Origin of the sequence: Aureimonas sp. N4, assembly GCF_001463925.1 — a bacterium.
In the GTDB taxonomy this organism is placed as follows: Bacteria; Pseudomonadota; Alphaproteobacteria; order Rhizobiales; family Rhizobiaceae; genus Aureimonas; species Aureimonas ureilytica_A.
Map to the genome: position 1 here is coordinate 38,815 of NZ_BBWS01000044.1, position 17,911 is coordinate 56,725.

Genomic DNA, 17,911 nt, shown 5'->3' on the forward strand with positions numbered 1-17,911 from the left:
TTCGAAATCGAAAGATTCAGATAGCGGGAGAAAGATGATCATTCAACCTGAGATTTAAACTATATGGCTCGCCTCACGCGCCCGGGATGTCGGTCGCCCGTCCGTAGGCGAACGCCGTCTTCCTCGTCGCGTCCGCATACACCTTTCCCATCACCCACACCGTCCCCTGGTCGATGGAGTTCGAACCGAGTGCGACCTCGCCGTCGCCCGTCAGGCCGACGTCCCAGAACTCGACGAGCTGGCGCGGCCCGTACTTGTTCGTGCTCCGGAACATGACGGACCCGTGAATGTCGAGCTTCGACGCGACACCCCAGAGCTTGCGCCCGGCGACGGCCGCTGCCGACACAGTGACCTTTACGCTGGGCGGCGGCGTGCGGGACTCAGGAACGCCTCCGTGAAGGCTCGCTGATAGGCGGAACGGGGGTCGGGAGGCAGTCGAACTTAGATCGGGCGCGAACGTGGGCTGAAAAGGCGTCTGCGGGCGTCTGGAGGGTCGTCGGCTGAACGCGGTCGGGGCGGCGGCGAGCATCGAGGGGCGGAATCGGGAAACTTCGCGACGCAGACGGATCGGACGGACGCGGCGTCGCAGGATGGGGCGCAGGACGGCAGCAGAGGCGCGCAGGACGGCGAACGGGCGGGGAGTCCGAAAATGTGACGGAGGGGCGCGAAACGGCGATAGGAGGGACGCTGGGCGGGTCCGAACGGACCCATGGAGGGTCGGAGCATCGTCCAAGACCGGCGTAGAAGCCCGTACAGGCCACGTTCGCGTCCGACCCCTCCCGTTCCGCGTCCGCGCCCCTTTAGCCCTCCTGCACGCCCTAAGACCGGCGACCGGCCCATCCGGCGCACCTCCCTCATGATCCGCAAGGCGATCTCGGGCGACATGCGGCCGCCGGCCCTCTCCACGCTGACGTTCCAGCCCTTCTGGAGCCTCGGGTTGCCCTCGTACTTCGACTGCCTCGCAGCGGCGACGAGGAACTGCGGCGCCGACCGCCGGCCGTTCCTGCGGTAGAAACCCTTCGGGCGGCGTGATCCGTTCGGGACGCCGTAGAAGACGCCCTGGTCGCTCGACGACGTGCTGCCGGTCAGCGAGACCAGGCGGCGCAGGATACCCATCGGCATGTTGCCATGAGGCATGCGGGTCTTCATCAACCGCTTCAACGCCTTCGCCTGCGGCACGAAGTTCGCCTTGTCTGCCGCGCCTACCTCGCCCGGACGGCGTCTGCGGCGGTCTCCGAGCTGGAACTGGAGCCATCGTGCGGCCTTCCGCGACACGCGCAGGCTGACGCCGACGTCGCCCTTGCCGCCCTTCAGTTCGGTCTCGTCGACGAGGACGGAAGACGACGGCGATCCCGGGCGGACTCGGGTCGCGGGCGCGGGCCCGCCGTCGATGTCGCGGCGGAACACGCCCTGGAGCAGGACTTGGGCGCGGTGTCCAGCGTCCCTGGCGCCTTCCCTCGATGCCCTAGGCACGACGACGTTCCCGAGGGCGGTCATGTTCCGCTCGAAGCGGCGCAGCGAGCGGCGGTCGATTTCGACGATCGGTCTGCGGGCCATGTCAGCGTCCTCCCTGCCGGCGCACGCGGTCCTGCTCGCGCCTCTGACGGGCCTCGGACTGTGCCAGCTTCGCGACGCGCAGCCCTTCCGTCTCGGCGGCGTCGGCACGGACGGCCATTGCCCAGGGCGACATGTCGTCCGGTTTCCTCGCCGCGGCGAAGACCAGCGGCCTCGGCGCCCCGACGATGAACGTCTCGCGGTTCGCGTCCTCGCTCGCCGACGGATCGCACGGACCGTCGTAGAGCAGCTCGACGGTCTCGCCGGCGGCGGCGACGCGGACGCAGAGCCAGTCCTCGACGTGTCCTGCGTGGCGCAGGCGGCGCTTCTCGACCGGCGCATCGCCCTTCGGCTCGAACGCCACGTGCCAGACGGGAGAGAGCGGCGCTCGCCAGGCCTTGCCGGATCCCCGCGGCCCGATGAGGCTCAGGCGAAATCCGGCGGCGGTAGGATCGGGCGCGTCGGTATGGTCAGACATGCAGGGTCTCCTCGTCCGCATAGGCTGCCGATTCGGGCGGCAAGGGGCAATCCTCCGCGGTTCGGGGCGGTTAACGGCCCTATCTGAACCTGCGTCGTTTCCGGGTTCACACGGCGGGTGGCAGCGCACACGGGATCGGAGGCATCCTGTATTTGTAACACGCAGAAATCTTCAGGAGGGTCGGTGGCGGGCTACGCTCTGTCGGAATGGGGCTCCGCCCCTTCTTCCGTTCCTTTCTTCCCGCCCGGGAGGGTCGATCCGGACACCGTCCTGTCCCGGTCTCCTGGAACCCGTCCGCGGGTCCGCAGGAGGAACCGACTCCTTCCACCGGCGGATCTCAAGGAATCACAGGGATTCTAGATTCTTAGATATTACAATTGCGCGGCGACCGAACGCCCTGCACGAACGGCATCCAGCCGTGTGAATTCGGGGAACCGTTTCCGACCGTCCCGCTCCTGATTTTCAGGACGCTACTTCGCACAACGGAACCCCCGGGATCCAGTCCAAGCCGCATGTCGCCGTGTGAAGCCCGACGTTCCTCCTCCGCCGGACGCCGCTCCGCGTCGGACCATCGTATTTATTCTTTCTCATACCGATATCGATGTTGTTTAATGCACTGGCGTACATAATTCCTACCGTGTGAAACCAAACCGTGTAAATCCAAATACGCCATTCCTCATGCTCCACGGCACCCGCATGTCCGAACCGTCGCCCGAAGCCTCCCCGAGCCGCCGCCGCGGTCGACCCGTCCTCTCGCCGGAAGAGAAGGCCGCACGGGAGGAGGCTCGCCGCGAGCGCTCGTGGCAGGCTCCCCAGACCCGCCTGACCTGGAGGACCCGCCGCGAGCAGGACGAGGCCGGCCGGCACTTCGCGTCGCCCGACCGCTTCTCCGTCTCGGCCCTCGCCGCCGGCGTCCTGCCCGACCGTCTCGAGGCTCCGCGCCCGGTCGACTTCCTCCTGTCCTTCCGCTGCGATCCCGCGCCGGCTCCGGACGGGAAGCAGTCCAGGGTCCTCGCCGCCGCCGATCACGTCGTCCTCGAAATGCTGATCGCCGGGGCGCGTACGGGCCACCTCGCTCTCGAGACCCAGATCGCATCCGTCCCCGTCGCCGCCGTCCTCGCGCCGTTCGAAGGCGGTCACGACGAGGACTGGCTCCGCGTCTCGCTCGGCCGTCTCGCTTCGAAGGAATGCGTCCTGCCCGGTCTCCGGCAGCCCCGCTTCCGCATGACGCTGCGCCGCCTGCGCATGGGCGTCCCGACGCCGGAGGAGGCCGAAGCCGATCCCCGGCCGGAGGACGCGGAGTTCGGCCCGATCCTCGCCCCCAAGGCCCGGCACGGCCAGATCCCGCCCGAGGCGCCGAAGCCGTCCCGCGCCGCGACGCTGCCGACGCGCATGCCGATGCTGCCGGTCCGGGGAGCGGCTCCCCGTCCGGTTCCGCACGACCACCCGCCGACGCCGGCGCCGGACTTCGTCCTGTTCCACCGGGGGACGCCGGAACGCGAGTTCGACTGGTGGGGCGCTCCCGTCCACCGCGAGCGCCGGTTCGTCCCGGTCGTCCGCTGGTCCATCGTCGATGGCGTCGTCTGGTTCGAGCTCGCTCGGTGGATGCGGCATTGGCTGAACGCGTTCCGGCTCGTCGACCACGCCCGAGCTCCGTACGCCCTCGTGGACATCAGGCAGATGGCGTCGTTCCGCTCGCCCTACAGCGCCCCGATCTACCGCAGGCTCGTCGCCGAGACGTACGACCCCGCGATCCGGAACAGCCTACTCGACGGAAAGGTCGTCGAGATCCCCACCCGCGAGCTCGCAGAGCTGGCCGGCTGGCGTCCGACCGGGGGCGGACTGTTCTCAGAGATGGACCGGGGCTTCCTGAAGAAGGTCGCCGCCGACTTCGACCGCATGGGCGGCCGTCTGACGATGCGCTGGCTCGACGTCGACGCCGATCGGAAGACGCTCGACAAGTCCAAGGTCCGCTTCTTCGTCCACGCCCCTCTCGACGTCGCCCGCATGCGCGCCGCCCGCACGTGGAAGGACGCGCTCGGCCGGACCGTCCCGATCGATCCGGAGGACCTCAAGCTGCTCGCCCCGTTCGACCGCGAGGCGTACCACGTCCCGGCCATCGTCTGGCTGAAGCTCGTCAACCGCCTGAAGATCGACCGGTCCACCGCGATGCGCATGGCCGAGGCCTGGCGTCTCGCCCTCGACGAAGCCCTGCACCTCGACCATCCGGTCTTCGGCCTCCTGACCGACGCCGCGGCGACGCGTCGGGCCCGCCGGCAGGAGCTGCTCCGGGTGCTGCGCGAGGAAGGCGCTCCCGCGACCGCGTTCCGCTTTGTCGTCGAGGAGCTCGAAGCGCCCGACCTTTCGGATCCGGATATGCTCGACGTCCTGCAGTCGGAGGGCGTCGTCGGCTGGGCCGCCGAGGACCGCACGGCCCGCTACCACCACGAGGAGAACGGCACCTCGGGCGAGCCTCCCGTCGCCCGCCGCGTCGATCTGCGCAACCGCGAACTCGCGAAGCTCGCCCTCTGGAAGCAGAGGAAGGAGCGCCGGGAGGACGAGTGGCTCCGCGAGATGGTCGAGGCCGAGGACCGGCAGGAGCGCAGCGAGTATTTCCGCGACCGCCGGCAGGCCGTGACGGTCGCGTCCGGAGGCGTCGAGCTCGATGCCTTCGACGGGAAGTTGTTCCTGGAGTTCGAGGGCGAGCGGATGGCGGAGCCGGTCGATCTGGCGGTCCTCCGCCGGGACGCGGTCCGCGACGACAAGTGGACGGCGCCGATCGGCACGGCCGACGAGCTGAACGCGTATCTCGGCCACATCTACGCCGGGATGAATTGGCGAGCCCTGTGGGTCCGAGATCTGATGGAGGAGGCGAGGAATGCCCGCGACTACTAACAGGACTGTACGACGGTTCGACGGCAAGCCCGGCAGCGAACCCGCACCGGCGCCCGTGCCGGAAGGATTCGTCGAGCAGCAGCCCATGGACGGAGACGACAGGCCGCTCTCGGCGACGACCCGGCGCTTCCGCGTCTGGATCGACGGCGTGCAGCTCCGCGATCCGGTCGAGCCGACGGTGTTCATTCAGGCCTGGCGAGACTTCGGCATCGTCGAGCCGACGGTGCTCGACCTGCGCCGCGCCTTGTCCTTCCGGCACGGCGAGGGTCAGGTCCGCGTCGTGCAGCTGAAGCGCATAGACGTCGATCCCTCGAAGGACGATCCCGAGGAGGTACGCAACGGCGCCGGATGGCTGGATCCCTATGCGGGGCTCGACGTCGACGATCTCGGAGCGCTGCCGGTGGAGATCGCGCCGGGATACGTCGGCGACGAGGAACGGCAGTACCTCGACTGAACGCGGAGAAGCCGCCGGAGACGATCCGGCGGCTTCTCCGCGTTCAGTCGAGGATCCGGACGACGTCAGTCCTCGTCGTCGTCGCGTCCGCCTTTCGCGATCAAGTCCCACATCGCCGCTTCCGCCATCTTCCGCTGGTAATCCTTCGGCGCCATGTCGACGCCTTCCGGCACCACCGGCGGCCGGCCGCGGCGCGCCATCTCGGGCGCCCGCTTCCCCGACAGGACGAGCATGGCCGCCGACATGGCCCACGGCCCAGGCCACTTGTCTCGGTCCACCTTCCCGATCCGCACGTCGTGCCAGAGCCGGGACAGAGCCCGTCCGTCTTCGAACGTCGCCGCCAATGAACCGGCCCTCTTCTTCTCGATCGCGGAGCGGGACTGCCCGAGATACCTCATGGCCTCGGCAGTGTCGCTCAGTCCGCACGCGTCCAGCATGAGCGCGAAGCCGCTCTTATCCCGGCGTTCCGGCGTCTGCTCGACGGTCTCCATGGCGTCGAAGTCCTCGGAATCGATCACCGGCGCATCCCCCTCGCGCTCGAAGCCGCCGCCGGCGCGTCGCGATCCCGCAGCGCCTTCGCGACGAGCCCGTCCGTCTGCGCGTCGATCTCGGCCTGCGTCAGCCTTGGCAGCGTCGTATCGGACCAGGCGTCCGGATCCTCCTCGGCCGCCGCCGTCGCCTCGACGAGGTCGAGCAGCTCGCACATCCACATGTCTTCGTCGAAGCTGAGGACCTGCCCAAGGGCTGCGTGCGTGTCGTCGTAACTCGCCGGCACGTTGTCGGCGCCGAGGACGTGGAGGGCGATGGCGCGGAGGGCGCGCTGGCGGGCGGCTTCGGCGAGGGTCTGGGCGTCGGTCATGTCGGTCACTCCGGTCCCGCGGGGTGCGGTCCATGGGCGCGAAGGTGCGACGTCTCCAAGAAAGATTTCAGCGAAAATGGGTGATGCCACACGTCATGAGAAAGCCGCCGCGGAGGGTGCCACGGCGGCTCTGATGTTCGCGTTACGCGGAAAGGTCGAATGCGTGACGCCGTATGAGGAAGTAACGCAGGTGTGGGGGCTACTGCACCGTGATGCCGTCACGCTTCGCCATATCCTCGCGGATCGCCTTCCGGTCCACGGCGGCACGGACGGAGCCGGACGTAGGCGTCGGCGAGACCCATCCCGCGAGCCGGAGAGCCGCCCGCTTCCGGGACGAATTCGGACCGTATCCGCGGAACTCGAGACCGGCCGCCGCCAGGTCGACCATCGTCGCGAGGAAGGCGGTCGCCTGCTCCGGCGGCAGCGTGCGGGCGTAGATCGAGATCGCTTCGCACATGGACTTGTCCACAGCCCGAACGTCCGGACGATTCGCCCGGCGCTCCCGGTATTTCGCCGCCCGGATCGCAGCGAGATCGCGTTCGCGACGCGCTTTCGTTATCGTTTTCTCAACCATTGTGTGCTCCTATTCCTTCCGTGAGACGCCCTCGGCCCGTGCCGTCCCAGCGTCCCGACGGAGGGACTTCCGATGACGTACAATCCGACCGGTTTCTGCCGTGGTCTCGAGGGCGGCATCCAATCGCTGGCCATGGCCGCCTTCAATGCGGCTCAGGCCGAACGTGCCATCGATCGCAGTGCGCCTCAGGCCATCGACCTCCTCGCTCGTCACCTGCGCCGCGAGCGCGGAATCAGCAAGGCGCTGGCCGCCGAGCTCGCGTGGGCCCGTGCCCGCATCGAGGAGCTGGAGGCCGCGCAGGCTGCGGCTACGCGGCCTCGTCGTAGCTCCGCTCCGCGCTGACCCTCCTCGGCAGGTCGTCGCCGATCCGGGCACGGGTGCGGACCAGGTCGCGGGCTTCCCGCAGCAGGTCGTCCATCTGATCGCCGTCGGGCGAATCCCCGTTCCGCGTCCTCTTGTCGATGAGGATCTGAACCCATTCGATCTCGGTCGGCAGCCTCTTCGCCTCGCGATCCTCCTCGGCGCGTCGCTCGTCGGCCGGCAGCATCGGGATCCCGCGGTAGCCGTCGCCCCGCAGATGGTCCTCGATTTCCGAATCCCTCGCGTTGACGAGCATGCCGAGGTGCAGGTCGCCCAGCGACTGTAGCCACTCGAGCACCTCCTTCTCCTCGGCGACGTCCGGATCGAAGAGCGCCCGCGAGACGGTGCGCCCTTCCATCAGCTCCCGTGCCGCCAGCCTGACGCGATCGGGCTCGGAACGCCGGACCTGCGCCGCCGCCTTCCGGGCCTCGCGGGCCGCTGCCATTTCCGCCAGCTGCTCGTCCGGGAAATCCTCGCCGACAACCTCCTCCGCGACGTCCAAGGAGCCGGTGTTCCGTGCCGGCATCAGCGTGGCGATGACGGTTCGGACACCATTGATCACGACCGCGACGGGAACGAGCACCAGGCGGGCGATGCCGGCCAGAGCGCTGCGGATGATGGACCTGATCGACATCGGGACTTCCTTTCCTTCGCGTGCGTGATCCGAACGTAGGCGCAGCGTAAGAAAGATTTCAGGTATCCGCGCCGCCGATCCTTCGGTCCATCGAAATCCTTCGAAAGTCGAACGATCTCCTTTCTCGCGCAAGAATTTGAACATTGTTCGACATTACTTTCCTTGCGAATGCATTTTGCTGATTTTCCGTGTCCGTACACAACGGTAATACTTGAAACCGAACCGTGGAGGGCGCATTTTCCAGCGATAGAAAGGCTGGAATTCGCATGTCGGAGACGAAGGGCGCCATAACGGGAAGGCCGTGGACGGACGCGGAGCGCGTGGAGATGCGTCGCCTTCTCGCGACCGGATCCACGATGCGTCAGACCGCCGAGGCGCTCGGCCGGCCGATCACGACGGTCCAGAGCATGGCCAGTCGCGCAGGGCTCGTCGCCTGGGACCGGATCCTCCCCTCCACGAAGGAAGGCATCCTCCATTTCGCCGCCCAGGGATGGTCGTCCCGCCGCATCGGTCAACGCTTCAAGGTCCCGGCCGAGTTCGTCGACCACGTTGCCGGTCGGACCGGCGCATGAAGAACACGCGCTGGACCCCCGAGGACGATGCCGTGCTTCTTTTGGAGGCTTCCGAGGGCGTCCCCTACGCACGCGTCGCGGAGCACCTCGACCGCACGCACACCGCCGTCATGCAGAGAGCCTGCATCATCGGCGCCGACTTCCGGAAGCGGCGATGGAGCCCCCGCGAAGAGGACGACCTACGGCGCGAGGTCGCCGCCGGACTGACCTACCGCGAAATCGCCGGGCTGCACGTCCGCACGGAGAACGCCATCCACATCCGTGCGCACGTCCTCGGCCTCACCAACATGGAGAAGGAGAACGCATGAGCAAGCCCGACATCGACCACCACATCTTCTTCGACGGCGAGACGCTGCCGACGAACCGCGCCGACGTCATCGAGCACCTCGACGCCAAGATCGAGGTGCCGAGCAACATGTCGAAGCCCGAGACGATCGAGGCGTGGTACGCCGAGAAGCGGCCCGGCGTCCTCAAGGAGGCCGTCGCGAAGACCAGCTTCGACGGCGGCTTCGGCCGGATCGCCAGCATCGCGTTCGCGGTCGGGAACGGCCCGGTGGTCTCGGCGACGAGCGCCAGGCCGGCCGTCGGCGACGTTCCCGCCGCCTACGACATCGAAAAGGAGCGCAAGCTCCTCGGCCGGTTCTTCGCCGCCTGCAACCGCGTCCGGAATCATATCGGCAAGCCGCCGACGCTCGTCGGGCACAACATCGTGGCGTTCGACGTGCGCTGGCTCTGGAAGCGCTCGATCGTGCTCGGCGTCGAGGTGCCGGAATGGTGGCCGGTCGAGGCGAAGCCCTGGCAGAAGGAAGCCGTCTTCGACACCATGACGGTCTGGGAAGGCGTCGGCGGCCGAATCTCGCAGGACCGCCTGGCGCTCGCGCTCGGCCTGCCGACGAAGTCCGATTTCGACGGCTTGATGGTCGCCGACGCCTGGGAGCGCGGCGAGTTCGAGCGGATTCGCACGTACAACGGCGACGACGTCGAGACCGTCAGGTCGATCTGGAAGCGCATCGTGGGCTGGCGGGAACCGGCCGTCGCGTCCGAGACCGTCGCCGAGGCGCCCGTGGAGACGAAGGAGGAGCGCGACGCCGCCGTGGACGCAGCGGTGAAGACGTCTCAGAACGGCGCCGGCTTCAAGCCCGGTCTGCGCCCCGGCTTCCGTCCGGCGGTCCGGGCCGAGAGCTCCGCGCACGCCACGACGGGAGCGGCCGCATGACCGAACTCGCTTCCGTCCGCGAGACGCTCGCCGCCATCGCCGAACTCCCCGACGCCCGAGCCGATGAGGCCGCCGTGATGGCCCGAGGCGCGCTCGCCCGCCTCGACAAGCACGTCTGGGATCTCCGGAAGTCGTACCCCTTCCTCCTCGCGTGCGTGACCGAGGACTGCATCACCAAGTGCGAGCCCTTCGGCGGCGGCGCCATGGACGTGCGCGCCCGTCTCGGCGTGGTCGAAGTCGCGGACATCTACATCGGCGACGAGTCGAGCATGTCCGACCAGACCATCCGCCGGAACGCGAAGGAGTCCGTCCTCGACTCCCTTCGCGTGGAGATCGTCCGCCGGCGCGTCCTCGAGGCGTCGGACCACGACCTCCTCGACGCCCTCGACGCCCTCGACGCCGCCGAGAGGGGTGGCGACGACGAGGTCGGAGAGATCAAGGCCGCCGCGCACGACCGCGGCCTCCGGCTCCTGTCGTGACCGCACCCGCCACCCGGAATGCGTGCGGTATGCCCGCACGATTTTCGCGCCTCTCGTCCGCCGCCCGCCTCCGCGCCCTCCGCGACGCCGCCGGCCAGTCTCTGGACGACGTCGAGCGGGGCACGCGGCTGCACGTCGCGCTGCTCCGGACGCTCGAGCACGGCCGGCCGATCACGCAGGCGCAGGCGGCCGTCTTGGCGCGACATTTCAGCGTTCCAACCGCCGAGATTGTCAACGGCTAGTCCAGGCGCCGGCACTCCTGCCCGCCTTTTCCGTCGTCGATCACCTCATCGAGGTCGGTCACGCCCCCCATGGTCTCCTCGCGGAATCGACCGCGGGCGAAGTCCGCGTCCAGGAGCCGGACGGGCGAATCGAGCGAGTTGCCGCCAGGCCGCGATATCGACGAGGCGACCACGCGCAGCCCGTCGTCGGAGCGCCATACCGTTCCGTAGCGATCCGTTTCCGCGTCCTCAGCCGGCGCCTTGCCCTCGGCGCGGGCCACCAGGAGGCCGTCGGTTCCGTCGGTCGTCATCCGGACGAAGCGGCGCTTGGACTTCAGACCGTCGGCGCCGACGCCGTAGGTCTCGCAGACCATCGAGGCCGCGGCGGCGTCGGCCGCCATCGTTCCGAGCAGGACGATAGCGACTAAGGCTCTCATTCGTTGTCTCCGTAGACGCACTTCGCGAGCACGGTCTCATAGACCGTCACCGACGCTGGATTGTCGAAGTCGCCGGGGTTATCCGCCATGAACCGTCTGAGGTCCACGACCCGCTCGTCGTCCGTCCGCGCCTTCAGGCAGGCTTCCGCCGCATCGGCGCATTCCGCCGGCACGGACAGGAAGGGCATCGTCCGCAGGCCGTCGGCGTAGCCGCGCAGGAACGTCTTCAGGTCTCCGTCCGACATCGCGGCTAGGTCTCTCGTCGAGACGCTGCTCGCCTGGAGCTTCACTTCGACGGTCGGAAGGACGCAGCCGGGCGCCGCGGCGGCGGGACCGGCGACAACCAGCAGCAGGGCGACGAGGGCAGTGCGCATTGGCGATTCTCCGGATTGCCACGCTGGATGATCGGACGAACGACTCTTCGAGTCCACGACGGGCGATGGAGTGACCGCAGCTGTCGCCGATGCTAGCTTCGGCGGGCATCGTTCGGGGTCGGAATGTCGGAAGCAGTCGCAGTCGAAGAGCAGCTCGAGATGGCCGAGCTGATCGCCGTGCCCGTAGGCCCACGTAGCCGCCACTTTCTCATCGACAGCAACGTCTTCATCAAGGAGCGCGTGAACCTGGACAGCCGGCTCTTCACCGAGCTGAAGGCCGCGGTCGAGGAGTTCGACCTCGTGCTCCACTTCGATCTCCTGATCCTGTTCGAGGTGACACGGTGGCTGACGGAGCAGATGGAGGAGATGGCGCGGGAGCAGCGCAAGAACGCCAGGAACCTCGAGTCATGGAATAGGCGTTTCCCGCTCGACGCCGTCGCGATTGGGCCCTCGATCGACGTCTCCGCCGCCGTGACCGCCGCGAGGACCAGGTTCGTCCTGCGGCTCCTGACAGAATTCCGTGCCGTCCAGCACGACCTCGAAGCTATCGAGCTGCCGGGAATCCTCGAACGGTACATGACGCGCCAGGCGCCGTTCCAGCCGAGGGAGAGCAAGGAGTTTCCGGACGCCTTCATCGTCGACGCGGCCAGGATATGGGCCTGGGAGAACAGCGAGGACGTCCATATCGTCACCTTGGACGAGGCGATGCTGGCGCACGCGGGATCGGTCGAGAAGCTCGTCCCCGTTCCTGGATTGCCGGCCTTCCTCGCCATGCTCGCTGAGGCCAAGGATCCCCAGGTCGTCGCGCTGATCGATCAGATCGTCGACGAGCAGGATTTCATTGACCAGCTCTTCGAGCGCGTGGACGTCGCACTGCGGACGGCGGAGTTCATCTACCGTGGCACGACCCTCGATGCCGCTACGGTCCATTCGACGGATCTCAGGGAGATCGGTCTGACGGAGAACTGGAAGGTCCTGTCCGTCCACGGACCTACCGTCGCCATGACGGCCAAGTTCAAGGCACTGGTCGGCCTGGAGGTCGAGTGGATCGGACAGATCGAGGACGAGGACGGCGGCAGGGCGATGGGTCTGGACGAGTGGGACGACGCCGTCAGGGGACGATTCTTCCTCGAATACGATCGCATGAACCGCAACATCGGGAGGGTCGAGATTCTCACGGCCCTCGATTTCGAGGAGCCGTACGACGGCTACGATGATGACTACTTCGACGACGATCGCTGACGCCGCCTCAAGACAGGTAGTCCTCCGGTTGGATACCGTCCCGCTTCGCCAGTAGGTTCCTAGCCTTCCCGATTCCCTCCGGCCGCATCGCCAGCTGCGATGCCAGGTCCAGCACGTCGGCCTCGTTCGCGAGGATGAAGTCCAGCACACCGACGAAGAAGCCGGGCTGGGCCGCGGCTTGACGCAGCTGGGAGACGTCAACGCCCGTGACTTCGACGAAGCGGTCGATCAAGTCCTGGTGGCTGGCGATGAACTTCAGGGCTTCGATACCGATGGCGTCGGGATCGGTATCGGGGGTGCGTTCGCGGATCATCGGCGGCCGAGCCCCTTCCGGACGTAGCCCGCGCTGATGCGGCTGTCGTAGGCCTCCATCAATGATCGCTGGCCGAGGATCAGGCTCTGGATGGCGAGACGGGCGTCGCCGCCGGAGGTCGCGAGGGCGGCGTCGACTGCGGCTTCGAGGTCGTCCGTCAACGGGAGGTCGATGAGGCGTTCTGCAAGCTTGGACATGAGGGAGGTCCTTCGATTCTGGCGCGTCAGGATGACCTTCGCAACGTCCGGAGTCGAGTTTTTGTTCTGGTTTCGTTCTAGTGCTGTGGATAAGTTTCTCGGTGGGTCCGATGACTTATATGCAAGGCACTAAGCGCTCGAATGGTCGCGATATCGACCATGACATGCAGGGTCGAACAGTTCCGTTAACCAGGGTGCAGGGACGATCGGAGAAGGCGGGTTGCGGAGCGGCGGGGAGCGTCCTACGTTCCGATTCGAGCGTCGGACGGATGGGCCACGCGTTAGTCAGCCGTGAGGAAGACGGCCACTTTGATCCCGAGGCCTCCGGTTGGTCTGGATGAAATGCGGGGCGTCGCCGGTGAGGAAAGCTGGCGGCGCCCTTTCAATTTGAGCACAGGATTCGGAGAAGATGCCCGGATTTCGCCCCGTGGATTGGGGCGAAATCCTTGGCGACGGATGATGGCGGTCGTGCCATCCTCGAGCAGAAGTCTGATCCGGAGCGACCGTGCCGAAGAATCCGAACCCGCCCCCTCCCCGCGAGGTCCGCACCTTCGTCAACCCGATCGCGATCCGATACGACACGCCGGACGGCCATACGTTCCACTACTATCGGGAATGGCACGGCCTCACGCTGCGGATCGACGACTATCGCCTCACCCGGTCTCTCGCGAGCACAGAGCGAGACTTCGGCGCCGGGCATCAGGAGGGTGACGACGAGATCCTGAAGGCGGCCTACGCCGACTATGCCGGCATGTCGGCCGACGATCGGCAACGCCTAGAAGACATCCAGCGTCGCGAGATCGTTCTGGCCAGGAACCCCGACGTCCGCCGCCTCGAGGGATGGGGCGAGATCGTCAACAAGAGGACCGTGCAGGTCTTCGAAGCGGGACGGGACGGCAAGCCTCAGGGAGATTACGATCGACGGTTCCGGCGGATTCACGTCAACGTCCGCTCCTTCGGCGGCGACGACCAGGTCGGCAGCATGTTCCTCTGGAGCGGCGATCGGCAGGATCCTGTCTCGGATGAAAACGAGTATCTCTCCGTCGATATCGCCGTCCGGGCCGAAGTCCTCGAGGCGCTGGAGCGGACGATCCGCGAGACTGGTGCGGCGCCGGTGCTGACCATGCATCTGGACGCCCTGCTCTACCAGACCGAGGTCGAGCGGTCGCTCGCGGAACCGTGGCATCCGCAGGACTACGCCATGCTCCGCGAGTCGTACGCGGGCGTTTCGATGTCGCACCTCATTTGGGACGTCGCGGAGCGCAAGGCGTCCCCCGAAGAAGAGGCGGACGTCGAAGTCCCGAGGGATGCGCGGGCTTCTCCCGCGCCGGCCGCCCCTCAGACGGACGTCGCTCGGAGGATCCGCGGGCTGGCGACGGCCGTATGGGGATTGGCGGCCGCGGTGGTCGTCGCGGCCATCCTGCGGTAATTCTTCCCCCTGCGCGCTCCCTGCCGCAGGGGGTTCTTCGAACCGTCTTTCGGAGGCTCCGCAATCCTACTGGGATGCCGTCAATCCCCTGCAGTTCAAGGTTTTCCCGCCGCGCCCTCCCCGCTTACACCGAGGATGTCGGGGATTCGAGTTCCTCATCGCCCACCACCCCTCCGCCCCCTGCGGCGGCGGGATTTTCGCCCTCCCGGTCTTAGGCCTCGGAGAGCGGGAAATCCTTACTCCCTGCCGACTCCCTGCAAGCGCGGGTCCTTCGGCGGGAAGATCGGACGCCGGCGACAATCCTTCGTCGAGGGTCCGATCCTGATGGTCGGAAGGACTACCGGGCGGGTCCCTCGCGTTTACACCGAGGATGTCGGCAGTTCGAGCCTGTCATCGCCCACCACGCCGGTTCGATTGCGGTTCAGGGTTTCATACCCTTTCATCACGATATCCATCATCCCGTGAAAGCGACGCTTCAGCGGTCTCGTATGCCGTTGCTGTACGAAACACCGCTCTCGGTCGTGTTGTCGTACGTCGTCGTCCGACCCCGAAAACGCATCGCGGCGTTGGCCTCTACGGCTCCGCTCCCCACGCAATGGTTTGCATATCGTCCCCTACGCCACGGATCTTCCTAAGGCCCCCGCTTCCCCCCCCAAAAAAAAGCCGACGGCGAGCGTCGGCTTTCCAAACTGCATTCTATGAACGTGGTCAGCTCGCGTTGACGGCGTCCTTGAGCCCCTTGCCAGGCGTGAAGCGCGGCACGTTGCGGGCGGGAATATCGACTTCCGCACCCGTCGACGGATTGCGTCCCTTCGAGGCGGCGCGGTGCGAAACGGAGAAGGTGCCAAAGCCGACGAGGCGGACGTCGTCGCCCTTGGCCATAGTTGCCTGGAGCGCATCGAAGACGGCATCGACAGCCGTCGTTGCGTCTTGCTTCGAAAGACCTGCCTTCTCCGCAACGACGGATACGAGCTCATTCTTGTTCATGCCAAATCTCCAAACGTTCTGTCTTCCCGACTCAGGCGGTCACGATGCTGAAAATGCCGCCCAGGTTCAAGGAGAGATGGACCAGAAGCCCTCGAAACAAGGCTTTTGCAAGCAAAATGCCGCCCGAGAGGGCGGCATCTCTTCGTTTTTAGCGGTCGATCGCTTTCAGTGAGCGATCGTGGGGGAGGCATCCTCTCCCGAATCACGGGCGGGCGTCGGCTCGCTCACCTCGGTCCACTCGATCGGTTCGGGCTTGCGTATCAGCGCGTGAGCAAGAACCTCGTTCATGTGCGAGACCGGGATGATCTCGAGACTGTTCTTCACATTGTCCGGGATTTCCGCGAGATCCTTCGCGTTCTCCTCAGGAATCAGCACCGTCTTGATGCCGCCGCGCAGAGCCGCGAGCAGCTTCTCCTTCAACCCACCAATGGGCAGGACGCGGCCGCGTAGCGTGACCTCCCCCGTCATGGCTATGTCACGACGCACGGGAATGCCCGTCATCACCGAAACGATCGCCGTCGCCATCGCGGTGCCCGCCGACGGTCCGTCCTTCGGTGTCGCGCCCTCTGGAACGTGAACGTGGATGTCACGCTTGTCGAACAGTGGCGGCTCGACCCCGAACTCAATGGCTCGTGAGCGGACATAGGACGCAGCTGCGGAAATCGACTCCTTCATCACATCGCGAAGATTGCCCGTCACCGTCATCTTGCCCTTGCCGGGCATCATGACGCCTTCGATCGTCAGCAACTCGCCGCCCACCTCCGTCCAGGCCAAGCCCGTGACGACACCAACCTGATCCGACAATTCCGCCTCGCCGTAACGATAACGTGGTACGCCCAGGTAGTCGGCGAGATTGGCGGCCGTCACAGCGACGGACTTGACATCACCCCGCACGATTTGCGTGACCGCCTTCCGTGCGAGCTTCATCAGCTCACGCTCATAAGACCGCACACCGGCTTCCCGCGTGTAACGGCGGGCGATCTCGCGAAGCGCATCTTCGGAGACCGAGAACTCGCTGTCCTGCAACGCGTGGTCCTTGATGGCCTTCGGCAGAAGGTGCCGCTTGGCGATCTCGACCTTCTCGTCTTCGGTGTAGCCGGCGATCCGAATGATCTCCATACGATCCATGAGGGGACCGGGAATGTTCAGCGTGTTCGCCGTCGTCACGAACATCGTGGACGAGAGGTCGTACTCGACCTCCAGATAATGGTCCATGAAGCTCGCGTTCTGCTCGGGATCGAGCACCTCCAGCATCGCCGACGACGGATCGCCACGGAAGTCTTGGCCCATCTTGTCGATCTCATCGAGCAGGAAGAGCGGGTTGTTCCGCTTCGCCTTCTTGAGCGACTGAATGACCTTGCCGGGCATCGAGCCGATATAGGTTCGACGATGACCACGAATCTCCGCTTCGTCGCGCACGCCACCCAGTGCCATACGGACATATTCACGGCCCGTCGCGCGAGCGATAGACTTGGCGAGCGACGTCTTACCGACCCCCGGAGGGCCGACCAAGCAGAGAATCGGACCTTTGATCTTGGGCTGACGAGCCTGAACCGCCAGATATTCGACGATCCGCTCCTTCACCTTATCCAGACCGTAGTGCTCTTCGTCGAGAATTTCCTCGGCGCGCTTCAGATCAATCCGAACCTTGGACGACTTGCCCCAAGGCAGACCCAGCAGCCAGTCGAGATAGTTGCGGACCACCGTCGCCTCGGCAGACATGGGGCTCATCTGCCGGAGCTTCTTCAACTCGGCGGACGCCTTCTCCTTGCCTTCCTTCGACAGCTTGGTCTTCTTGATACGCTCCTCGATCTCAGCCAACTCGTCGCGGCCTTCCTCGCCGTCGCCGAGTTCCTTCTGGATCGCCTTCATCTGCTCGTTCAGATAATACTCGCGCTGCGTCTTCTCCATCTGACGCTTGACGCGCGATCGGATGCGCTTCTCGACTTGGAGCACCGAGATTTCGGCCTCCATGAAGCCGAGGGCCCGCTCCAGCCGCTCACGAACGCTCACGATCCCGAGCATCTCCTGCTTTTCGGGGATCTTGATCGCAAGATGAGACGCCACGGTATCAGCCAGCTTGGAATAGTCATCGATCTGACCGGCCGTGCCGACAACCTCGGGCGAGATCTTCTTGTTCAGCTTGACGTAATTCTCGAACTCCGAGATCACGGAGCGGGCCAGGGCCTCGACTTCGACCTGATCGTCTTCCTCGTCTTCGACGATGAAGGCATTGGCTTCGTGCCACTCGGTGCGATCAGTGAAATCCGTGATCGACGCGCGCGCGATTCCCTCGACCAGAACTTTTACGGTTCCATCAGGCAGCTTCAGGAGTTGTAGAACATTGGCGAGCGTGCCGAGATCATAGATCGCGTCGGGCGCGGGATCTTCGTCGCCGGCGTTCTTCTGAGTGGCAAGCAAGATCTGCTTGTCCGACCCCATGACCTCTTCAAGAGCCTTGATCGATTTTTCCCGCCCCACGAAAAGAGGGACGATCATGTGCGGGAACACCACGATGTCACGGAGTGGGAGAACCGGATAGGTCTGCGCGTTCTCGGAGCCGTGACCGCTGGCGGATGTCGGAATGGACATGGAATTCCTTTCTGCGGCTGAGCCGCTGGAGGCCCCTCATCCCG

General features: G+C 66.0%; 22 protein-coding genes. 10 read left to right on the top strand and 12 right to left on the bottom strand.

The window, feature by feature from the left end; all coding sequences use genetic code 11:
• Positions 1-73: 73 nt before the first annotated feature.
• Both AUL28_RS13870 and AUL28_RS22710 read right to left on the bottom strand, forming a co-directional pair.
• The gene (locus AUL28_RS13870) at positions 74-346 is read right to left on the bottom strand and encodes a hypothetical protein (RefSeq protein WP_062233611.1); all 273 of its coding nucleotides are present in this window, start codon (positions 344-346) and stop codon (positions 74-76) included.
• 1,212 nt (positions 347-1,558) lie between these two features.
• On the bottom strand, positions 1,559-2,032 hold the full coding sequence (locus tag AUL28_RS22710; RefSeq protein ID WP_062233615.1) for a hypothetical protein: 474 nt from the start codon (positions 2,030-2,032) through the stop codon (positions 1,559-1,561).
• A gap of 696 nt (positions 2,033-2,728) precedes the next feature.
• On the opposite strand from AUL28_RS22710, the gene AUL28_RS13885 reads away from it, so the two are divergent.
• Together AUL28_RS13885 and AUL28_RS13890 are read left to right on the top strand one after the other, a co-directional pair.
• The gene (locus AUL28_RS13885; RefSeq protein WP_192843463.1) at positions 2,729-4,927 is read left to right on the top strand and encodes a hypothetical protein; all 2,199 of its coding nucleotides are present in this window, start codon (positions 2,729-2,731) and stop codon (positions 4,925-4,927) included.
• A complete protein-coding gene (locus tag AUL28_RS13890; RefSeq protein WP_192843464.1) occupies positions 4,911-5,381 on the top strand; it encodes a hypothetical protein in 471 nt (156 codons plus the stop codon). The genes AUL28_RS13885 and AUL28_RS13890 overlap by 17 nt, the downstream gene beginning before the upstream one ends.
• Positions 5,382-5,446: 65 nt before the next feature.
• Here the strand turns inward: AUL28_RS13890 and AUL28_RS13895 are convergent, their stop codons facing one another.
• From AUL28_RS13895 to AUL28_RS13905, 3 genes are all read right to left on the bottom strand, one after another.
• Positions 5,447-5,899 (bottom strand): hypothetical protein, encoded by a 453-nt coding sequence (locus tag AUL28_RS13895; RefSeq protein WP_062233621.1) that lies wholly within the window; start codon positions 5,897-5,899, stop codon positions 5,447-5,449.
• The gene (locus AUL28_RS13900; protein ID WP_062233623.1) at positions 5,896-6,240 is read right to left on the bottom strand and encodes a hypothetical protein; all 345 of its coding nucleotides are present in this window, start codon (positions 6,238-6,240) and stop codon (positions 5,896-5,898) included. Before AUL28_RS13900 ends, AUL28_RS13895 begins: the two co-directional genes overlap by 4 nt.
• A gap of 199 nt (positions 6,241-6,439) precedes the next feature.
• A complete protein-coding gene (locus tag AUL28_RS13905; RefSeq protein ID WP_156420012.1) occupies positions 6,440-6,697 on the bottom strand; it encodes a hypothetical protein in 258 nt (85 codons plus the stop codon).
• 189 nt (positions 6,698-6,886) lie between these two features.
• Between AUL28_RS13905 and AUL28_RS13910 the strand changes: the two genes are divergently transcribed.
• Positions 6,887-7,156, top strand: coding sequence for a hypothetical protein (locus AUL28_RS13910; protein ID WP_062233636.1), 270 nt, complete (start codon positions 6,887-6,889; stop codon positions 7,154-7,156).
• Here the strand turns inward: AUL28_RS13910 and AUL28_RS13915 are convergent.
• Positions 7,122-7,808 carry a hypothetical protein gene (locus AUL28_RS13915; protein WP_062233639.1) on the bottom strand — a complete coding sequence of 229 codons (687 nt, stop codon included), beginning with the start codon at positions 7,806-7,808 and terminating at the stop codon, positions 7,122-7,124. The two genes, AUL28_RS13910 and AUL28_RS13915, sit on opposite strands and share 35 nt — an antisense overlap.
• A 266-nt stretch (positions 7,809-8,074) precedes the next feature.
• On the opposite strand from AUL28_RS13915, the gene AUL28_RS13920 reads away from it, so the two are divergent.
• Genes AUL28_RS13920 through AUL28_RS13940 form a run of 5 tightly spaced genes read left to right on the top strand, consistent with a single transcriptional unit; the run spans position 8,075 to position 10,317 of the window.
• Positions 8,075-8,380, top strand: a complete 306-nt coding sequence (locus AUL28_RS13920) for a hypothetical protein (RefSeq protein ID WP_062233642.1) — start codon at positions 8,075-8,077, stop codon at positions 8,378-8,380.
• On the top strand, positions 8,377-8,688 hold the full coding sequence (locus AUL28_RS23025; RefSeq protein WP_062233645.1) for a hypothetical protein: 312 nt from the start codon (positions 8,377-8,379) through the stop codon (positions 8,686-8,688). The genes AUL28_RS13920 and AUL28_RS23025 overlap by 4 nt, the downstream gene beginning before the upstream one ends.
• Complete coding sequence (locus AUL28_RS13930) at positions 8,685-9,596, top strand: hypothetical protein (protein WP_062233648.1); 912 nt, start codon at positions 8,685-8,687, stop codon at positions 9,594-9,596. Before AUL28_RS23025 ends, AUL28_RS13930 begins: the two co-directional genes overlap by 4 nt.
• Positions 9,593-10,075 (top strand): hypothetical protein, encoded by a 483-nt coding sequence (locus tag AUL28_RS13935; protein ID WP_062233651.1) that lies wholly within the window; start codon positions 9,593-9,595, stop codon positions 10,073-10,075. Before AUL28_RS13930 ends, AUL28_RS13935 begins: the two co-directional genes overlap by 4 nt.
• A 29-nt stretch (positions 10,076-10,104) precedes the next feature.
• Positions 10,105-10,317 carry a helix-turn-helix domain-containing protein gene (locus AUL28_RS13940; protein WP_062233654.1) on the top strand — a complete coding sequence of 71 codons (213 nt, stop codon included), beginning with the start codon at positions 10,105-10,107 and terminating at the stop codon, positions 10,315-10,317.
• On the opposite strand, the gene AUL28_RS13945 is transcribed toward AUL28_RS13940, so the two are convergent.
• Positions 10,314-10,697: a hypothetical protein gene (locus tag AUL28_RS13945; protein WP_062233657.1), complete on the bottom strand. Its 384-nt coding sequence runs from the start codon at positions 10,695-10,697 to the stop codon at positions 10,314-10,316. The two genes, AUL28_RS13940 and AUL28_RS13945, sit on opposite strands and share 4 nt — an antisense overlap.
• Before the next feature lie 32 nt (positions 10,698-10,729).
• A complete protein-coding gene (locus AUL28_RS13950; protein WP_062233660.1) occupies positions 10,730-11,107 on the bottom strand; it encodes a hypothetical protein in 378 nt (125 codons plus the stop codon).
• Between the two features lie 159 nt (positions 11,108-11,266).
• Between AUL28_RS13950 and AUL28_RS13955 the strand changes: the two genes are divergently transcribed.
• Complete coding sequence (locus tag AUL28_RS13955; protein ID WP_156420013.1) at positions 11,267-12,349, top strand: PIN domain-containing protein; 1,083 nt, start codon at positions 11,267-11,269, stop codon at positions 12,347-12,349.
• 7 nt (positions 12,350-12,356) lie between these two features.
• Here AUL28_RS13955 and AUL28_RS13960 read toward each other — a convergent pair whose 3' ends face one another.
• Entirely contained in the window at positions 12,357-12,662 is a 306-nt protein-coding gene (locus tag AUL28_RS13960; RefSeq protein WP_062233666.1) for a DUF3572 domain-containing protein, read from the bottom strand.
• Positions 12,659-12,859: a hypothetical protein gene (locus AUL28_RS13965; RefSeq protein WP_062233668.1), complete on the bottom strand. Its 201-nt coding sequence runs from the start codon at positions 12,857-12,859 to the stop codon at positions 12,659-12,661. Before AUL28_RS13965 ends, AUL28_RS13960 begins: the two co-directional genes overlap by 4 nt.
• 505 nt (positions 12,860-13,364) lie before the next feature.
• On the opposite strand from AUL28_RS13965, the gene AUL28_RS13970 reads away from it, so the two are divergent.
• Entirely contained in the window at positions 13,365-14,288 is a 924-nt protein-coding gene (locus tag AUL28_RS13970) for a hypothetical protein (protein WP_062233671.1), read from the top strand.
• Between the two features lie 708 nt (positions 14,289-14,996).
• Here AUL28_RS13970 and AUL28_RS13975 read toward each other — a convergent pair.
• Positions 14,997-15,275 carry an HU family DNA-binding protein gene (locus AUL28_RS13975; protein WP_058598258.1) on the bottom strand — a complete coding sequence of 93 codons (279 nt, stop codon included), beginning with the start codon at positions 15,273-15,275 and terminating at the stop codon, positions 14,997-14,999.
• A gap of 165 nt (positions 15,276-15,440) precedes the next feature.
• On the bottom strand, positions 15,441-17,867 hold the full coding sequence (gene lon, locus AUL28_RS13980) for an endopeptidase La (protein ID WP_062220394.1): 2,427 nt from the start codon (positions 17,865-17,867) through the stop codon (positions 15,441-15,443).
• Positions 17,868-17,911 lie beyond the last annotated feature (44 nt).